Source organism: Micromonospora sp. GCM10011541 (genome assembly GCF_042650725.1).
Taxonomy (GTDB): Bacteria; Actinomycetota; Actinomycetes; order Mycobacteriales; family Micromonosporaceae; genus Micromonospora; species Micromonospora sicca.
The window spans coordinates 18611-34214 of sequence record NZ_JBHSBP010000010.1 but is presented as its reverse complement, the minus strand read 5'-3'; the positions used below and the strand labels follow the sequence as shown (position 1 = coordinate 34214).

Annotated in this window: 14 protein-coding genes; 8 read left to right on the top strand and 6 right to left on the bottom strand. The window is 72.9% G+C overall.

The window, feature by feature from the left end:
• Positions 1-38: 38 nt before the first annotated feature.
• Positions 39-1892, bottom strand: a complete 1854-nt coding sequence (recQ, locus tag ACFOYX_RS04560) for a DNA helicase RecQ (RefSeq protein ID WP_322442097.1) — start codon at positions 1890-1892, stop codon at positions 39-41.
• A gap of 236 nt (positions 1893-2128) precedes the next feature.
• Here recQ and rapZ point away from each other — a divergent pair, with 236 nt between their 5' ends.
• From rapZ to ACFOYX_RS04520, 8 genes are all read left to right on the top strand, one after another.
• Positions 2129-3046, top strand: a complete 918-nt coding sequence (gene rapZ / locus ACFOYX_RS04555; RefSeq protein ID WP_109805985.1) for an RNase adapter RapZ — start codon at positions 2129-2131, stop codon at positions 3044-3046.
• Positions 3043-4038, top strand: a complete 996-nt coding sequence (yvcK, locus tag ACFOYX_RS04550) for a uridine diphosphate-N-acetylglucosamine-binding protein YvcK (protein ID WP_322442098.1) — start codon at positions 3043-3045, stop codon at positions 4036-4038. Before rapZ ends, yvcK begins: the two co-directional genes overlap by 4 nt.
• Before the next feature lie 54 nt (positions 4039-4092).
• The gene (gene whiA / locus ACFOYX_RS04545) at positions 4093-5073 is read left to right on the top strand and encodes a DNA-binding protein WhiA (RefSeq protein WP_322442099.1); all 981 of its coding nucleotides are present in this window, start codon (positions 4093-4095) and stop codon (positions 5071-5073) included.
• A gap of 264 nt (positions 5074-5337) precedes the next feature.
• On the top strand, positions 5338-6342 hold the full coding sequence (gene gap, locus ACFOYX_RS04540) for a type I glyceraldehyde-3-phosphate dehydrogenase (RefSeq protein ID WP_322442100.1): 1005 nt from the start codon (positions 5338-5340) through the stop codon (positions 6340-6342).
• Positions 6339-7562, top strand: a complete 1224-nt coding sequence (locus tag ACFOYX_RS04535) for a phosphoglycerate kinase (RefSeq protein ID WP_322442101.1) — start codon at positions 6339-6341, stop codon at positions 7560-7562. Before gap ends, ACFOYX_RS04535 begins: the two co-directional genes overlap by 4 nt.
• Positions 7562-8353, top strand: a complete 792-nt coding sequence (tpiA, locus tag ACFOYX_RS04530; protein WP_109805977.1) for a triose-phosphate isomerase — start codon at positions 7562-7564, stop codon at positions 8351-8353. The genes ACFOYX_RS04535 and tpiA overlap by 1 nt, the downstream gene beginning before the upstream one ends.
• A gap of 95 nt (positions 8354-8448) precedes the next feature.
• Positions 8449-8709, top strand: coding sequence for a preprotein translocase subunit SecG (secG, locus tag ACFOYX_RS04525; protein WP_109805976.1), 261 nt, complete (start codon positions 8449-8451; stop codon positions 8707-8709).
• A gap of 130 nt (positions 8710-8839) precedes the next feature.
• Entirely contained in the window at positions 8840-9184 is a 345-nt protein-coding gene (locus tag ACFOYX_RS04520; RefSeq protein ID WP_322442102.1) for an RNA polymerase-binding protein RbpA, read from the top strand.
• A 41-nt stretch (positions 9185-9225) separates the two neighbouring features.
• Here the strand turns inward: ACFOYX_RS04520 and pgl are convergent, their stop codons facing one another.
• The 5 genes from pgl to tal form a co-directional block, all read right to left on the bottom strand.
• Positions 9226-9996, bottom strand: a complete 771-nt coding sequence (gene pgl / locus ACFOYX_RS04515; RefSeq protein ID WP_322442103.1) for a 6-phosphogluconolactonase — start codon at positions 9994-9996, stop codon at positions 9226-9228.
• Positions 9997-10104: 108 nt separating this feature from the next.
• Positions 10105-11121 carry a glucose-6-phosphate dehydrogenase assembly protein OpcA gene (locus tag ACFOYX_RS04510; RefSeq protein WP_322442104.1) on the bottom strand — a complete coding sequence of 339 codons (1017 nt, stop codon included), beginning with the start codon at positions 11119-11121 and terminating at the stop codon, positions 10105-10107.
• A 31-nt stretch (positions 11122-11152) separates the two neighbouring features.
• Positions 11153-12703 (bottom strand): glucose-6-phosphate dehydrogenase, encoded by a 1551-nt coding sequence (gene zwf, locus ACFOYX_RS04505; protein ID WP_322442105.1) that lies wholly within the window; start codon positions 12701-12703, stop codon positions 11153-11155.
• 2 nt (positions 12704-12705) lie between these two features.
• Positions 12706-14352 carry a glucose-6-phosphate isomerase gene (locus ACFOYX_RS04500; protein ID WP_322442106.1) on the bottom strand — a complete coding sequence of 549 codons (1647 nt, stop codon included), beginning with the start codon at positions 14350-14352 and terminating at the stop codon, positions 12706-12708.
• A 73-nt stretch (positions 14353-14425) separates the two neighbouring features.
• Entirely contained in the window at positions 14426-15604 is a 1179-nt protein-coding gene (tal, locus tag ACFOYX_RS04495) for a transaldolase (RefSeq protein ID WP_322442107.1), read from the bottom strand.

The following is a 15604-nucleotide window of genomic DNA, read 5'->3' as shown; positions in this document are numbered from 1 at the left end:
TCGTCGTATCCGGGCATGCGTGCCGCGGATCGGGTCGGTCAGGCAGGTGCCTCGCCCTCGGCGAGCACGGCGAGGATCTGGTCACCGTACTTGGCCAGCTTGTTCTCGCCGACGCCGTTGATCCGGGACAGCTCGGCCAGCGAGGCCGGCGCGTCGGTGGCGATCTGCCGCAGGGTGGCGTCGTGGAAGATGACGTACGCGGGCACGCCCTGCTCCTTCGCGGTGGCCGCCCGCCAGGCGCGCAGCCGCTCGAAGAGTGACCCGGCGGCCGGATCCAGCTCGGCGACCACGGTGGCGGCGCCGCGTGGTTTCGCGGACCGGCTGGAGGCCGGCTTCTCCGGCTCGCGGCGCATCGTCACGGTGCGCCGGCGGCCCAGCACCTCGGCACTCGCCTCGGTCAGCGCCAGCGTGCCGTAGTCGCCCTCGACGGCGAGCAGGCCCTCGGCGAGCAGTTGCCGGACCACCCCCCGCCACTCGGTCTCGCGCAGCTCGGTGCCGATGCCGAAGACGCTCAGCGTGTCGTGACCGTACTGGGTGATCTTGTCGGTCTGCTTGCCGAGCAGGATGTCGACGCATTGCCCCGCGCCGAACCGCTGGTTGCGTTCCCGGTCCAGCCGGAAGACCGTGGAGAGCAGCTTCTGCGCGGCGACCGTGCCGTCCCACGACTCCGGCGGGTTCAGGCAGGTGTCGCAGTTGCCGCACGCGGTCGTCGCCGTCTCGCCGAAGTACTCGAGAAGCTGGACCCGGCGACAGCGGACCGTCTCGCAGAGCGCGAGCATCGCGTCCAGGTGGGCGGCGAGGTTGCGGCGGTGCGCGAGGTCGCCCTCCGACGTCTCGATCATCTTCCGCTGCTGCACCACGTCCTGCAGCCCGTACGCCAGCCACGCCGTCGACGGCAGGCCGTCCCGGCCGGCGCGGCCGGTCTCCTGGTAGTAGCCCTCCACGGACTTCGGCAGGTCGAGGTGGGCGACGAAGCGGACGTCCGGCTTGTCGATGCCCATCCCGAAGGCGATCGTGGCCACCATGACCAGGCCGTCATCGCGCAGGAAGCGCTGCTGGTTGGTGGCGCGGGTCACCGCGTCCAGACCGGCGTGGTACGGCAGGGCGGGGATGCCGTTCTGCACCAGGAACTCGGCGGTCTTCTCCACCGAGGCACGGGAGAGGCAGTAGACGATGCCGGCGTCGCCCGGGTGCTCGTCGCGCAGCAGGGCCAGCAGTTGCTTGCGCGGCTCCCGCTTGGGCACGATCCGGTACTGGATGTTGGGCCGGTCGAAGCTCGCCACGAAGTGCCGGGCGTCGGTGAGCTGCAGCCGGGTGGCGATCTCGGCCCGGGTGGCGCTGGTGGCGGTGGCGGTCAGCGCGATCCGGGGCACCCCCGGCCACCGCTCGTGCAGCATCGACAGGTTGAGGTAGTCGGGACGGAAGTCGTGCCCCCACTGGGACACGCAGTGCGCCTCGTCGATCGCGAAGAGCGCGATGGCGCCGCGTTCCAGCAGCTGGAGGGTCGATCGGACGGCCAGCCCCTCCGGGGCCAGGTAGAGCAGGTCCAACTCGCCGGCGAGGAAGGCCGCCTCCACCCGCCGCCGCTCGGCCAGGTCCTGCGTCGAGTTGAGGAAGCCGGCCCGCACGCCGACCGCGGTGAGCGCGTCCACCTGGTCCTGCATGAGGGCGATCAGCGGGGAGACGACGACGGCGACGCCGTCGCGGACCAGGGCGGGAATCTGGTAGCAGAGCGACTTGCCGCCACCGGTCGGCATCAGCACCAGCGCGTCGCCACCGGCCACCACGTGGTCGACGACCTCCTGCTGGAAGCCGCGGAAGGCGTCGTAGCCGAACACCCGGTGGAGCACCCGCAGGGCGTCCTCGGTCCGCAGATCGGTGGGGGAGACCATCCGCGCAGTCTACGAGCGTCCCCCGACAGCCCGACCGACGCCGAACCGCGTGCCGGCCGGGGCCTCCGCCCGCTTTTGGGACGGAACCGGACAAGCAGGTGTTCCGGTCGTCACCCCGTGGAATCCCGGGCGGGGTCCCAGCCGTTAGAGTCGCTGATTGACCACGCGCGGCCGACCGGCCGCGGCGCCACGGCTGGGGGTAGCGGGTGAGCGAGGCGCGGACGGCGGCGGACCTGGTGCCGGCCGAGACTGCGGGGGCGGAGCCAGCGGTCGGGCAGCCCGCGCCGACCGAGGCGGACACCAGCCTGGTGGTGGTGACCGGTCTCTCCGGCGGTGGGCGGAGCACGGTGGCCCGGGCGCTGGAGAACGTCGGCTACTACGTCGTCGACAACCTGCCCCAGGCGTTGATGTTGGACATGGCGGAGCTGGCGTTCAAGGCCGGCGGCGCGGCCCGGCGTACGGCGATGGTGCTGGACGTCCGCTCGCGCGCCTTCTCCACCGACCTGGCCGGGGCGATCCGGGAGCTCAAGGATCGCGGCTTCTCCCCGCGGGTGGTCTTCGTCGACGCCGACGACGAGGTGTTGATCCGCCGGTTCGAGAGTGTCCGGCGCTCGCACCCGTTGCAGGGCGACGGGCGGCTGGCCGACGGCATCGCCGTCGAGCGCGCCCTGCTGGAGGAGGCCCGCGACCAGGCCGACGTGATCATCGACACCAGCCACCTCAACGTCAACCAGCTCCGGCGCCGGGTCGAGGAGCTCTTCGGTGGCGAGGACGCCCGCCGGCTGCGGATCACCGTCCTCTCCTTCGGCTTCAAGTACGGGCTGCCGTCCGACGCCGACTTCGTGATGGACGCCCGGTTCCTGCCGAACCCGTACTGGGTGCCGGAGTTGCGGGAGCACACCGGGCGGGAGGAGGCGGTCAGCTCGTACGTGCTGGGCCAGGAGGGGGCGGACGCCTTCGTGGCGGGGTACGCCGACCTGGTCAACGCCACCACCGCCGGGTTCGAACGCGAGGGCAAGCGCTACCTGACCGTCGCCGTGGGGTGCACCGGCGGCAAACACCGCAGCGTCGCCATCGCCGAGGAGTTGGCCGCCCGGCTGCGCCAGTCCGGCATCGCGGCCAACGCCCAGCACCGGGACCTGGGGCGGGAATGAGCCCGCGGAAGGTGGTCGCCTTCGGCGGCGGACACGGCCTGTCGGCGTCCCTGCGGGCGCTGCGGCACTGCGTACCGGAGCTGGACCTGGACATCACCGCGGTGGTCACCGTGGGCGACGACGGCGGCTCCAGCGGCCGGTTGCGCGCCGAGCGCGGCGGCCTGCCCCCGGGTGACCTGCGCCAGGCCCTCGTCGCGCTGGCCGGCGACCATCCGGCGACCCGGCGCAGCGCCGGGCTCTTCCAGCACCGCTTCGCCGCGGCGGCTGCCGCGCCGGAGGCCGGGAGCGCGGCCTGCGGCACCGATCCGCTGGCCGGGCACGCGGTCGGCAACCTCGTCCTGTGCGGGCTGATGGAGCTGCTCGGCGACCCGGTCGCCGCGCTCGACCACGCCGGGGCGATGCTCGGCGCGGTCGGCCGGGTGCTGCCGATGTCCCGCCAGCCGGTCGGCATCGAGGCCCGGGTGCGCGGCGCCGACGCCGACCACCCCGACAAGGTACGGACCGTGCGCGGCCAGCACCAGGTCGCGGTCACCAGCGGCTGGGTCGAGTCGCTCCGGCTGACCCCGGCGGCGCCGGCCGCCTGCGCGGAGGCGGTGACCGCGGTCGCCGAGGCCGATTGGCTGATCTTCGGGCCGGGCAGCTGGTACACCAGCGTGCTGCCGCACCTGCTGGTGCCGGGGCTGGCCCACGCCATCGTGTCGAGCCCGGCCCGACGGCTGGTCACGCTCAACCTGGTGGCCGAGAAGGAGACCCTCGGACTCTCCCTGGCCGACCATCTGGCCACCCTGCGGCGCTATCTGTCCGAGTTGAAGGTGGACGTGGTGTTGGCGGACTCCACGGCGGTGGGTGATCCTGAAGCGGTGCGACGTGCGGCAGAATCACTTGGTGCCCGGCTGGCCCTCGCTCCCGTCGCCGTCACCGACGGCACGCCCCGCCATGATCCGGCCGCCCTGGGCGCCGCGCTGGTGCCTGTCCTGGGCGCCGATCGTTAAGCACGTACGTAATCACCGGCGACACGCCGGTACGGGTCCGTGGAGGGGCGCAGAATGGCGATGACAGCCGCGGTCAAGGACGAGCTGAGCCGGGTCGACGTGCCCAAGCCCTGCTGCCGGCGGGCGGAGATGGCCGCCCTGCTGCGCTTCGCCGGTGGGCTGCACATCGTCTCCGGGCGGGTCGTGGTCGAGGCCGAGCTGGACACCGGCGCGGTGGCCCGGCGGCTCCGGCGGGAGATCGCCGAGGTCTACGGCTACCCCAGCGAGATTCACGTGCTCGCCTCCGGCGGGCTGCGCAAGGGCAGCCACTTCATCGTGCGGGTGGTCAAGGACGGCGAGGCCCTCGCCCGGCAGACCGGCCTGCTCGACGTGCGTGGCCGCCCGGTGCGTGGCCTGCCGCCGCACGTGGTCGCCGCCAATGTCTGCTGCGCGGTCTCCGCCTGGCGCGGCGCGTTCATGGCGCACGGCTCGCTCACTGAGCCGGGCCGCTCCAGCGCGCTGGAGATCACCTGCCCCGGCCCGGAGTCGGCGCTCGCCCTGGTCGGCGCGGCCCGCCGGATCGGCATCGTGGCCAAGAACCGCGAGGTGCGCCAGGTGGACCGGGTGGTGGTCAAGGACGGCGACGCGATCGCCGCGCTGCTCACCCGGGTCGGCGCCCACTCCAGCGTGCTGGCCTGGGAGGAACGCCGGGTCCGCCGCGAGGTCCGGGCCACCGCGAACCGGCTGGCGAACTTCGACGACGCCAACCTGCGCCGCTCGGCCCGCGCCGCGGTGGCCGCGGCCGCCCGGGTCACCCGCGCGCTGGAGATCCTCGCCGAAGACGCGCCCAACCACCTGACCTCGGCCGGCCGGCTGCGGCTGGAGCACCGGCAGGCCTCGCTGGAGGAGCTCGGTACCCTCGCCGACCCGCCGCTGACCAAGGACGCCATCGCCGGGCGGATCCGCCGGCTGCTGGCGCTGGCCGACAAGCGGGCCCGCGACCTGGGCATCCCGGATACCGAAGCGGCCGTCACGCCGGACATGCTCGTGGTCTGATAGGACGGTGAGGCGCCAGCGGGCGAGCGGGATCACGACCCGCCGCAGCGCGGCGGCGCACGCTCGGATAGGGTCGCTGCGTACGGCAAGGAGGCCGGCACAGGCACCCCTCGCCGTGCTCACCGCCTCGGGCGGTCAGGTCCTCTCAGACCGCGGCGGGGTGGCCGAGATGAACCGTCAACGGCCGGCTCCAACGGTCGGCGCACACACCTCCGCCGGCCCGGGTCTGACGCCGGCGGACCAGAACGCGAGGAGATGGGACCTGTGACCATCCGGGTTGGCATCAACGGCTTCGGCCGGATCGGCCGTAACTTCTTCCGGGCAGTGCTGGCGTCCGGCGCTGACGTCGAGGTCGTCGCGGTCAACGACCTGACCGACAACGCGACGCTCGCCCACCTTGTCAAGTACGACAGCATCCTGGGTCGCCTCCCGCACGAGGTGAAGGCCACCGCTGACGAGATCACCGTGGGCGGCAAGACCATCAAGGTGTTCGAGGAGAAGGACCCGGCGAAGCTGCCGTGGGGCGAGGTCGGCGTGGACGTGGTCATCGAGTCCACCGGTTTCTTCACCGACGCCAGCAAGGCGAAGGCGCACGTCGACGGCGGGGCCAAGAAGGTCATCATCTCCGCCCCGGCGAAGAACGAGGACGTCACGGTCGTCATGGGCGTCAACCAGGACCAGTACGACCCGGCCAAGCACACGATCATCTCGAACGCCTCCTGCACCACCAACTGCCTCGCCCCGATGGCCAAGGTGCTGCACGACACGTTCGGCATCCAGCAGGGTCTGATGACCACGATCCACGCGTACACCCAGGACCAGAACCTGCAGGACGCGCCGCACAAGGACCTGCGCCGGGCCCGGGCCGCCGCGCTGAACATCGTGCCGACCTCGACCGGTGCCGCCAAGGCGATCGGCCTGGTGCTGCCGGACCTGAAGGGCAAGCTGGACGGCTACGCGCTGCGGGTGCCGATCCCGACCGGCTCGGCCACCGACCTCACCGTGAACGTCAGCCGGGAGACCACGGTGGACGAGGTCAACGCCGCGATGAAGGCCGCCGCGGACGGCCCGCTCAAGGGCATCCTGGTCTACAACGAGGACCCGATCGTCTCCTCGGACATCGTCACCGACCCGGCGTCCTGCATCTTCGACGCGCCGCTGACCAAGGTCGTCGGCAACCAGGTCAAGGTCGTCGGCTGGTACGACAACGAGTGGGGCTACTCCAACCGCCTGGTCGACCTGGTCAAGCTGGTGGGTTCGTCGCTGTGAGCATCCGGACCCTCGACGACCTGCTCGCCGAGGGGGTGTCGGGTCGGCGCGTGCTGGTGCGCGCCGACCTGAACGTCCCGCTCGACAAGCAGACCGGTGAGATCACCGACGACGGCCGGATCCGGGCCGTGCTGCCCACGCTGAGCGCGCTGGTGCAGGCCGGCGCCAAGGTGGTCGTCTGCTCGCACCTGGGCCGCCCGAAGGGCGCGCCGGACCCGCAGTTCAGCCTCGGCCCGGTCGCCGGACGGCTCGGCGAGCTGCTCGGCGCGCCGGTGCACTTCGCCGCCGACACCGTCGGCGACTCCGCCCGGTCCACCGTGGAGGGGCTGGCCGACGGCCAGGTCGCGCTGCTGGAGAACCTCCGGTTCAACAAGGGGGAGACCAGCAAGGACGACGCCGAGCGGGGCGCCTTCGCCGACCAGCTCGCCGCCCTCGGCGACGCGTACGTGGACGACGCCTTCGGCGCGGTGCACCGGAAGCACGCCAGCGTCTTCGACGTGCCGGCGCGGCTGCCGCACGTCGCCGGCCGGCTGGTGCTGCGCGAGGTCGAGGTGCTGAGCAAGCTGACCAGCGAGCCGGAGCGCCCGTACGTGGTGGTCCTCGGCGGCTCCAAGGTCTCCGACAAGCTGGCGGTGATCGAGGCGCTGCTGCCGACGGTCGACCGGCTGCTCATCGGCGGCGGGATGTGCTTCACCTTCCTCAAGGCCCAGGGCCACGAGGTGGGCTCCTCGCTGCTGGAGGAGGAGATGGTGGAGACCTGCGGCAACCTCCTGCAGCGGTCCGAGGGCAAGATCATGCTTCCGGTCGACGTGGTGGCCGCGACCGCCTTCGCCCCCGACGCCGATCACGACGTCTTCCGCGCCGACGGCATCCCGAGCCACCGGGTGGGTCTGGACATCGGCCCGGAGACGGTCGCCGGCTTCGCCGCCGCCCTGAAGACCTCCCCAGGTGGAGCCCCGGGGAACGCGCGGACGATCTTCTGGAACGGCCCGATGGGCGTGTTCGAGATGCCGCCCTTCGCCGCGGGCACCCGGGGCGTCGCCGAGGCGATCGCCGACTCCGACGCGTTCAGCGTGGTCGGCGGCGGTGACTCGGCGGCCGCGATCCGGGTCCTCGGCCTCGACGAGAAGGCGTTCGGGCACATCTCCACCGGTGGCGGCGCCTCGCTGGAGTACCTCGAGGGCAAGACCCTCCCCGGCATCGCGGCACTGGAGGACTGATGGCGGGCGTCACCCGCCGGCCGTTGATGGCCGGCAACTGGAAGATGAACTTGAACCACCTCGAGGCCAACCTGCTGGTGCAGAAGCTGGCCGCGAGCCTGACCGAGAAGCACCTCACCGAGGTGGAGACGGTGGTCCTGCCGCCCTTCACCGACCTGCGTACCGTGCAGACCGCGGTGGACGGCGACAAGCTGCTGATCGGCTACGGCGGGCAGGACCTGTCGCCGTACCAGTCCGGGGCGTACACCGGGGACGTCTCCGGGCCGATGCTGGCGAAGCTGGGCTGCACGTACGTGGTGGTCGGGCACTCCGAGCGGCGGGCCTTCCACTACGAGGACGACGCGGTCGTCAACGCGAAGGTGGCGGCGGCGCTGGCCAACGGGCTCACCCCGATCCTCTGCATCGGCGAGGGCCTGGAGATCCGGGAGCAGCTCAAGCACGTGCCGCACTGCTGCGACCAGCTCGACGCCGCGCTGAAGGGGCTGACCCCGGAGCAGGTCACCAAGGTCGTCGTCGCGTACGAGCCGGTCTGGGCGATCGGCACGGGCAAGACGGCCACGCCGGAGGACGCCCAGGAGGTCTGCGGCGAGGTCCGCAAGCGGCTGGGGCAGACCTTCGACGAGGGCACCGCGCAGCAGGTCCGTATCCTCTACGGCGGGTCGGTCAAGGCGTCGAACGTCGCCTTGATCATGGCCCAGCCGGACGTGGACGGGGCCCTGGTGGGTGGGGCGAGCCTGGACGCCGAGGAATTCGCGCAGATCTGCCGGTTCCCGGAGCACATCGCCCGCTGACGGCTCGCTATTCTTGACTCCGCCCGTCCGCCGGCCGGTGCCGCGTGCCCGACCTGCCCGGGCAGATGATCGCTACGAGAGGACTGACCCCAGCCATGCCGATCGCGTTCGCGTACACGTTGATCGTGTTGTTGATCATCACGAGCATCCTGCTCACCCTGCTGATCCTGCTGCACCGAGGTAAGGGCGGCGGGTTGTCGAGCATGTTCGGCGGCGGCGTCAGCTCCAGCCTGGCCGGCTCCTCGGTGGCCGAGAAGAACCTCGACCGCTACACCGTTCTGGTGGGGATCGTCTGGTTCGCGTGCATCGTCGGGATCGGCCTCTGGCTGCGGCTGCAGATGAGCAGCGGGTCCTGAGCGAGCGCTTCTGGTCGTACAATCTGCGCGCGGTCCGTCACGACGGGCCGCGCGCAGTTTTTGTCCGCCGCACCCGCGTCGCCGCCGCCCCCGGGCGGCGGTCCCCGCACGACGACAGGAGCGAGCAGCCGTGCCGAGTGGCAACGTCATCCGTGGCGCCCGGGTCGGGTCCACCCCCCAGCGGCCCGCCGAGCGGTCCGCACCGGCCCCGCGCCGGGCGGTCGCCTACTGGTGCCGCAACGATCACCGGATCGAGATCCTGATCGCCGCCGAGGCGGCGGCGCCGCCGGTCTGGGACTGCCCGCACTGCGGCCAGCCGGCCGGGCCGGACGCGCAGAACCCGCCCGGCCGGGTCCGGACCGAGCCCTACAAGTCGCACCTGGCGTACGTGAAGGAGCGGCGCACCCCCGAGCAGGGCGAGGCGATCCTCGCCGAGGCCCTGGCCGCGCTGCGGCAGCGCCGCGGCGGGGCCTGACCCGCGCCGGCCCTGGTCCCGTCGGGCTCGCGGTCCGACCGTCAGCGCAGGCTGCGCAACCGCGGCGGCACCTCGGCCGCCGCGGCCCGGTCCAGCAGCCAGAGGGTACGACCAACGCCGCGCACGCCGGCCGCGGGCAGCTGCACCGGCCCCGCCCCGGCCAGCGCCATGCCCACCGCCCGGGCCTTGTCGGCCCCGCTGGCGACCAGCCAGACCTCCTCGGCCGTGTTGATCGCCGGGAGGGTGAGGGTGGTCCGCAGCGGCGGCGGCTTCGGACTGCCCCGGACCGCGCTGACCGGCCGGTTGTCGTGGTGCACCGGGTGCTCCGGGAAGACCGAGGCCACGTGCCCGTCCTCCCCGACGCCGAGCATCAGCACGTCGAAGTGGGGGAGTGCGGCGTGCCCCGGCCGGGCCGCCCGGGCCAGCTCCTCGGCGTACCGGGCGGCGGCCGCCTCCGGGTCGTTGCCGGCCGGCCCGTCGGAGGGCGGCATCGGGTGGATCCGGGCCGGGTCCAGCGGCACCACGTCCAGCAGCGCCGCCCGGGCCTGGGTCTCGTTGCGTTCCGGGTCGCCCGCCGGCAGGAACCGCTCGTCGCCCCACCACACGTCGATCCGGGACCAGTCGACGGCGTCCCGGGCCGGCAGCGCCGCCACCGCCCGGTACACCGCCGCGGCGATCCGCCCGCCGGTCAGCACCACCGACGCCTGGCCCCGGTCCGCCTGGGCGTCCAGCAGCTTCACCACCAACCGGGCCGCCACCGCCTGCGCCAGCAGGTCGGCGTCGGCGTGTACGGCGACACTCGCCTCACTCATTCGTCGTGCCTCGCGTTCCGACCGCGTACGCGGTCACCTGTGCTCTCCGACCGCCCAGCGGTCCCCGTCTGACGACCGCCGCGCAGGCGACCGCCGCGGCCCGTCCGCTCAGTGGTTCGCGGTCGTGCCGGCGTGCGCGGTGACCCCGGCCTCGGCCCGCTGGGCGGTCGCCGGATCCTTCCACACGTGCACCCGGTTGCCGGGGCGCTGGTCCAGGCCGGTGAGACCGGCCGCGGCGCCGAGCGCCTCGGCGTACACCTGGTCGGCGTCGAGCCGGCGCAGCTCCTCGGCCAGCTCGTCGCCGAGCGGCCGGCGGACCAGCGGCAGGGTCCGGTCCTCCTGCCCGGTACGCCGGAAGATGGCGACGTTGTCCTCCCGGGTGAGCGTCAGCTCGTCGCCGTTGGCGCAGCGCAACTGCACCCCGCGCATCCGGGGATGCCCGGCGGTCTGCTCCCACACCGGGTCGATACCGAGCCGGGCGGCCAGCCAGCCGCGCATCAGCGCCGCCGTCGGGTCCATCCCCGGCCCGATGACCGTCGCCCCGGTGACCCGGGCCTGGGTGGTGTCGAACGCCCCGGCGACCAGGGAGCGCCACAGGGTGATCCGGGTCCACGCCAGGTCGGTGTCGCCGGGGGCGTAGTCCCGGGCCCGCTGCCGGATGGCCTCGATCGGGTCGGCGGCCTGCGCGGCGTCGGTGATCCGCCGGTCCGCGACCACGCCGAGGAAGTCGGTGGCGATCTCGGCCGGCGGCTCGCCGTGCCACCAGGTGACCACCGGCACGTCGGGCACCAGCAGTGGCATCACCACCGACTCGGCGTGCAGGGCGAGCCGGCCGTACATCCGGGTCACCACCGCCTCGCACGGGCCGAGTCGGCCGCCGACGACGATCTCCGCGTCCAGCCGGTTGCGGTCCCGCTCGACGTCCGAGCGGACCACCACCACGATCCGGCACGGGTGGGCGGCGGCGGCGATCGTCGCCGCCGCCTCCGCCTCGCGGACCCGCTTCTCGTCCACCACGACGATCAGGGTGAGCGCCATGCCGCTGGCCACCCCGCCGGCGCTGCGTCGCTCCGCGGCGAGCGCCTTGACCACCTCGTTGCCGGTGGTGTCCCACAGCCCGATCAATGGAGCCTCCTGGTTCCCTCGCTGTGCTCGCTCACGCCCGCCGCCAGGCCCGGCCATCGCGGGCCAGCATCTCGTCGGCCGCCCGGGGGCCCCACTCACCGGCCCGGTACGGCTCCGGCGTGGTACCCGCCCAGGCGTGCTCCAGCGGGTCCACCGCCTGCCAGCTCTGCTCCACCTCGGCGGCGTCCGGGAAGAGGGTCCGGTCGCCGATCAACACGTCCAGCACCAACCGCTCGTACGCCTCGGGGCTCGACTCGGTGAACGCCTCGCCGTACTGGAAGTCCATCGCGATGTCGCGGACCTCCATGGTGGTGCCGGGCACCTTGGAGCCGAACTTGAGCACTACGCCCTCGTCCGGCTGGACCCGGATGACGAGCTGGTTGGGGCCGAGCGACTCCATGTCCGCCTGGTTGAACGGCAGGTGCGGCGCCTTCTTGAACATGATGGCCACCTCGGTGACCCGCCGGGGCAGCCGCTTGCCGGCCCGGATGTAGAAGGGCACCTCCGCCCAGCGGCGGTTCTGGATGCCGAGCTTGACGGCCACGTAGGTCTCCGTGGTGGAGTCCTCCGGTACGCCCTCCTCCTCCCGGTAGCCCACCGCGCGCTCGCCGCCGACCCAGCCGGGCAGGTACTGCCCGCGGACGGTGTCCCGGGCGACGTCCTTCGGCACAGTGATCGCCCTGAGCACCTTGAGCTTCTCGGTCCGGATCTCGTCGGCGTCGAAGCTGGTGGGCTCCTCCATCGCCACGAGGGCGAGAAGCTGAAGCAGGTGGTTCTGCAGCACGTCCCGGGCGGTGCCGACGGTGTCGTAGAAGCCGGCCCGGGTGCCGATGCCGACGTCTTCGGCCATGGTGATCTGCACCGAGTCGACGTACTTGGAGTTCCACAGCGGCTCGAACAGGTTGTTGGCGAACCGCAGGGCGAGAATGTTCTGGACCGTCTCCTTGCCCAGGTAGTGGTCGATCCGGAAGACGTCCTGCCGGGTGAAGACGTCGTCGACCAGGTCGTTGAGCGCCTTCGCCGACGGCAGGTCGTTGCCGAACGGCTTCTCCACCACCACCCGCCGCCAGCCGCCGGACTTGGCGTTGTCCGCCATGCCGGTGCGGGCCAGCTGCTTCAGCACCAGCGGAAAGGCCCCCGGGGGGATGGAGAAGTAGAAGGCGGCGTTGCCCGGGATGCCGTGGGTGTCGCGCAACTCGTCCAGGGTCGCCGCGAGGTGGTCGAACGCGGCGTCGTCGTCGAACGAGCCGCCGACGAACTTGATGTTGCCGGCGAGCCGCGCCCAGACCTCCTCCCGCCACGGGGTCCGGGCGTGCTTCTTCGCCGCCTCGTGGGCCAGCGACTCGAAGTCGCCGTCGCCCCAGTCGCGCCGGGCGAAGCCCAGGACCACGAAACCGGGCGGCAGCAGCCCCCGGTTGGCCAGGTCGTAGACCGCCGGCAACAGCTTCTTGCGGGCCAGGTCCCCGGTCACGCCGAAGATCACCAGAGCGCACGGCTCCGGGATCCGGGGCAGCCGTCGGTCCTGCGCGTCGCGCAGCGGGTTCACGCCGCCTCCTCGCTCCGCTGGGTTCAGGTCATTCATCGTCACGTCCGTGTCCGTCCGGCCGCATCCAGCAGCTGGGCGACGCCCGCCGCCCGCTCGGTCAGGTGCAGTCGCAGCACCGGTCGCTCCCGGCCGGCCAGCGCCTGCCGGTCGCCGGCGGCCTGGGCCGCCTGGAGCTCTCCGAAGGTGTACGGGCGTCCCGGGACCGGCAGATCCTCGGCGACCGCGCCGGTCACCTGGAGGAAGCTGCCGACCTGCGGGCCGCCCTTGTGGTACTGCCCGGTCGAGTGCAGGAAGCGCGGACCCCACCCGAAGGTCACCGGCCGGCCGGCCGCTTCGGCGAGCAGCGGGCGCAGCCCGGCCATCGCCGCGTCGGCCTGGCGGTCGAGGTACGCCAGCACCGCGAGGTATCCGTCGTCGCCCAGCCCGTCGAGCAGCCACCGCAGCACGCCGGCCAGGTCGCCCGGGGCGGCCGGCGGCGCGTACACCTCGATGGCGCCCTCGACGAACGACGGCGTCTCCGCCGGCGGGCCCGAGGCCAGGATCCGGCTGGTGTTCTCCTTGCTCTCGGTGACGTTCGGCTGGTCGAACGGGTCGACGCCGAGCACCACGCCGGCGATCGCGGTGGCGTACTCCCAGGTCAGGAAGTGCGCGCCGAGCGGGCCGTTGACCGCCACGTCGGGGTTGCCGCCACCGCCGGGCACGTCCCCCGCGGTCAGCGCCCCGCCGTAGGACACCGTGAGCACGTCGGGGCCGCCACCGCCGGGCGCCCGCGGGGACTCCACCACCACCGGCAGGATGCCCACGCCGGCCTTTCCGGTCGACTCGGCGAGCAGCTGCTCGACCCAGTCGCCCAGGCCGTCGATGCCGGTGCCGTCGGGCACCAGGGCGACCTTGTCGCGGCCGGTGGTGGCGGCCGCGGCCAGGGCGGCCCCCAGCGCCAGGCCCGGGTTGTCCCGGTCCCGGCCGAGCGCACCGCCCAGCGCCTCCGCGTCGTCGAGCAGCGCCATCACCTCGGCGCCGGCAAGCGCGGCCGGCACCAGCCCGAACGCGGTGAGCGCGGAGTATCGGCCGCCCACCTCGGGGTCGGCGAAGATGGTGACCACGCCCATCTCGGCGGCGGTCTCCGCCAGCGAAGAGTTCGGGTCGGTGACCGCCACGAAGTGCCGGGCGGCCTCCGCCTCTGTCATGCCGGCGTCGAGGAAGGCCTGCCAGTAGACACGCCGGTGGCTGTCGGTCTCCACCGTCGAACCCGACTTGCTGGAGATCACCACGACGGTCCGCTCCAGCCGGTCGGCCAGCGCCGCCCGCACCTGGCCCGGGTCGGTGGTGTCCAGCACGGTCAGCGGCCGGCCCAGGGTCCGGGCGATCACCTCGGGGGCGAGCGACGAGCCGCCCATCCCCGCCAGCACCACGTGGTCCAGGTCGGCCAGCTCCTCGGTCAGCTCGGCGAGCTGGGGGAGGAGCTCCCGGCTGCGCAGGTGGGTGTCCAGCCAGCCGAGCCGTGCCTTCGCCGTCGCCTCGGCCTCCGGGCCCCACAGCGTCGGGTCCTTCGCGGCCAGCGCGGCGGGCACGCCCCGGGTCACCAGGGCGTCGCGTGCCGACGCGGGCGCGGACCGGTCGACCGCGTCCGCGCCGTACACCGCCAGCCCGGCGGCGGCGGCCGGGCCGGCCAGCAGGTCGCTCATGACGCCACCTCGTGCGGTACGGCGACGGCGTGGAGCGCCCCGGGCCGGCCCGGGAGGCGTCCGACGCCGTTCGTCACGCGTTGCCCCCGGCCTGCTCGGCGGCCCGGGCGTTGCCCTTGGCGGCCTGGCCCGGCTTGCCGGTGCCCTTCGCCGCCTCGGCCAGCGACTTCTGCACGCCGTCGAGCAGTTCCAGCCAGCTCGTCTCGAACTTCTCCACGCCCTCGCGTTCCAGCGTGGCGATCACGTCGGACATGTCCACGCCGACCGCCTCGAGGTCGGTGAAGACCTTGCGGGCCTCGTCGTACGAGCCGGTGATGGTGTCGGCGCGGATTTCACCGTGGTCGGCGAAGGCGTGGATGACCGACTCCGGCATGGTGTTGACCGTGCCGGGGGCGATCAGCTCCTCCACGTAGATGACGTCCCGGTAGTCCGGGTTCTTCGTGGAGGTGGAGGCCCACAGCGGGCGCTGCGGGTGGGCGCCGGCGTCGGCCAGGGCCTGCCACCGGTCGGAGCCGAAAACCTCGCAGTAACGCTCGTACGCCAGCCTGGCGTTGGCGACGGCGGCCTTGCCGCGCAGCGCCTTCGCCTGGTCCGAGCCGATCTTCCCCAGCCGCTTGTCCACCTCGGTGTCGACCCGGGAGACGAAGAACGAGGCGACCGAGCCGATCTTGGACAGGTCGTGGCCGTTCGCCTTCGCCTGCTCCAGGCCGGCGAGGAACGCCTCCATCACCTGGGAGTAGCGGTCCAGCCCGAAGATCAGCGTCACGTTGACGCTGATCCCCTGGGCGAGGGTCCCGGTGATCGCCGGCAGGCCCGCCTCGGTGGCCGGGATCTTGATGAAGAGGTTGGGCCGGTCGATCAGCCACCACAGCGACCCGGCCTCGGCGACGGTCTTCTCCGACTCGTGGGCCAGCCGCGGGTCCACCTCGATGGAGACCCGGCCGTCCACCCCCGCGGTCGCGTCGTACGCCGGCCGCATCACGTCACAGGCCCACCGCACGTCGTACGTGGTGAGCATGCGGACGGCCTCCTCGACGTCCACCCCACGGATGGCGAGGTCCTTGAGCTGCCAGTTGTACTCGTCCGCGTCGCTCAGCGCCTTGGCGAAGATGGTCGGGTTGGACGTCACCCCGACCAGTTGCTGCTCCCGGCGGAGCTGGTCCAGCCCACCGGAACTCAGTCGGGTCCTCGAAAGATCGTCGAGCCAGATCGCCACACCCGCGGCGCTGAGCTCAGCCAGCCTGTCCGTCAT

Excerpts from the sequence above, each read along its gene's own strand:
- recQ (WP_322442097.1), bottom strand. The coding sequence starts at position 1,892 with ATGGTCTCCCCCACCGATCTGCGGACCGAGGACGCCCTGCGGGTGCTC.
- yvcK (WP_322442098.1), top strand. The coding sequence starts at position 3,043 with ATGAGCCCGCGGAAGGTGGTCGCCTTCGGCGGCGGACACGGCCTGTCG.
- whiA (WP_322442099.1), top strand. The coding sequence starts at position 4,093 with ATGGCGATGACAGCCGCGGTCAAGGACGAGCTGAGCCGGGTCGACGTG.
- tpiA (WP_109805977.1), top strand. The coding sequence starts at position 7,562 with ATGGCGGGCGTCACCCGCCGGCCGTTGATGGCCGGCAACTGGAAGATG.
- secG (WP_109805976.1), top strand. The coding sequence starts at position 8,449 with ATGCCGATCGCGTTCGCGTACACGTTGATCGTGTTGTTGATCATCACG.
- pgl (WP_322442103.1), bottom strand. The coding sequence starts at position 9,996 with ATGAGTGAGGCGAGTGTCGCCGTACACGCCGACGCCGACCTGCTGGCG.
- zwf (WP_322442105.1), bottom strand. The coding sequence starts at position 12,703 with ATGAATGACCTGAACCCAGCGGAGCGAGGAGGCGGCGTGAACCCGCTG.
- ACFOYX_RS04500 (WP_322442106.1), bottom strand. The coding sequence starts at position 14,352 with ATGAGCGACCTGCTGGCCGGCCCGGCCGCCGCCGCCGGGCTGGCGGTG.
- tal (WP_322442107.1), bottom strand. The coding sequence starts at position 15,604 with ATGACGGACAGGCTGGCTGAGCTCAGCGCCGCGGGTGTGGCGATCTGG.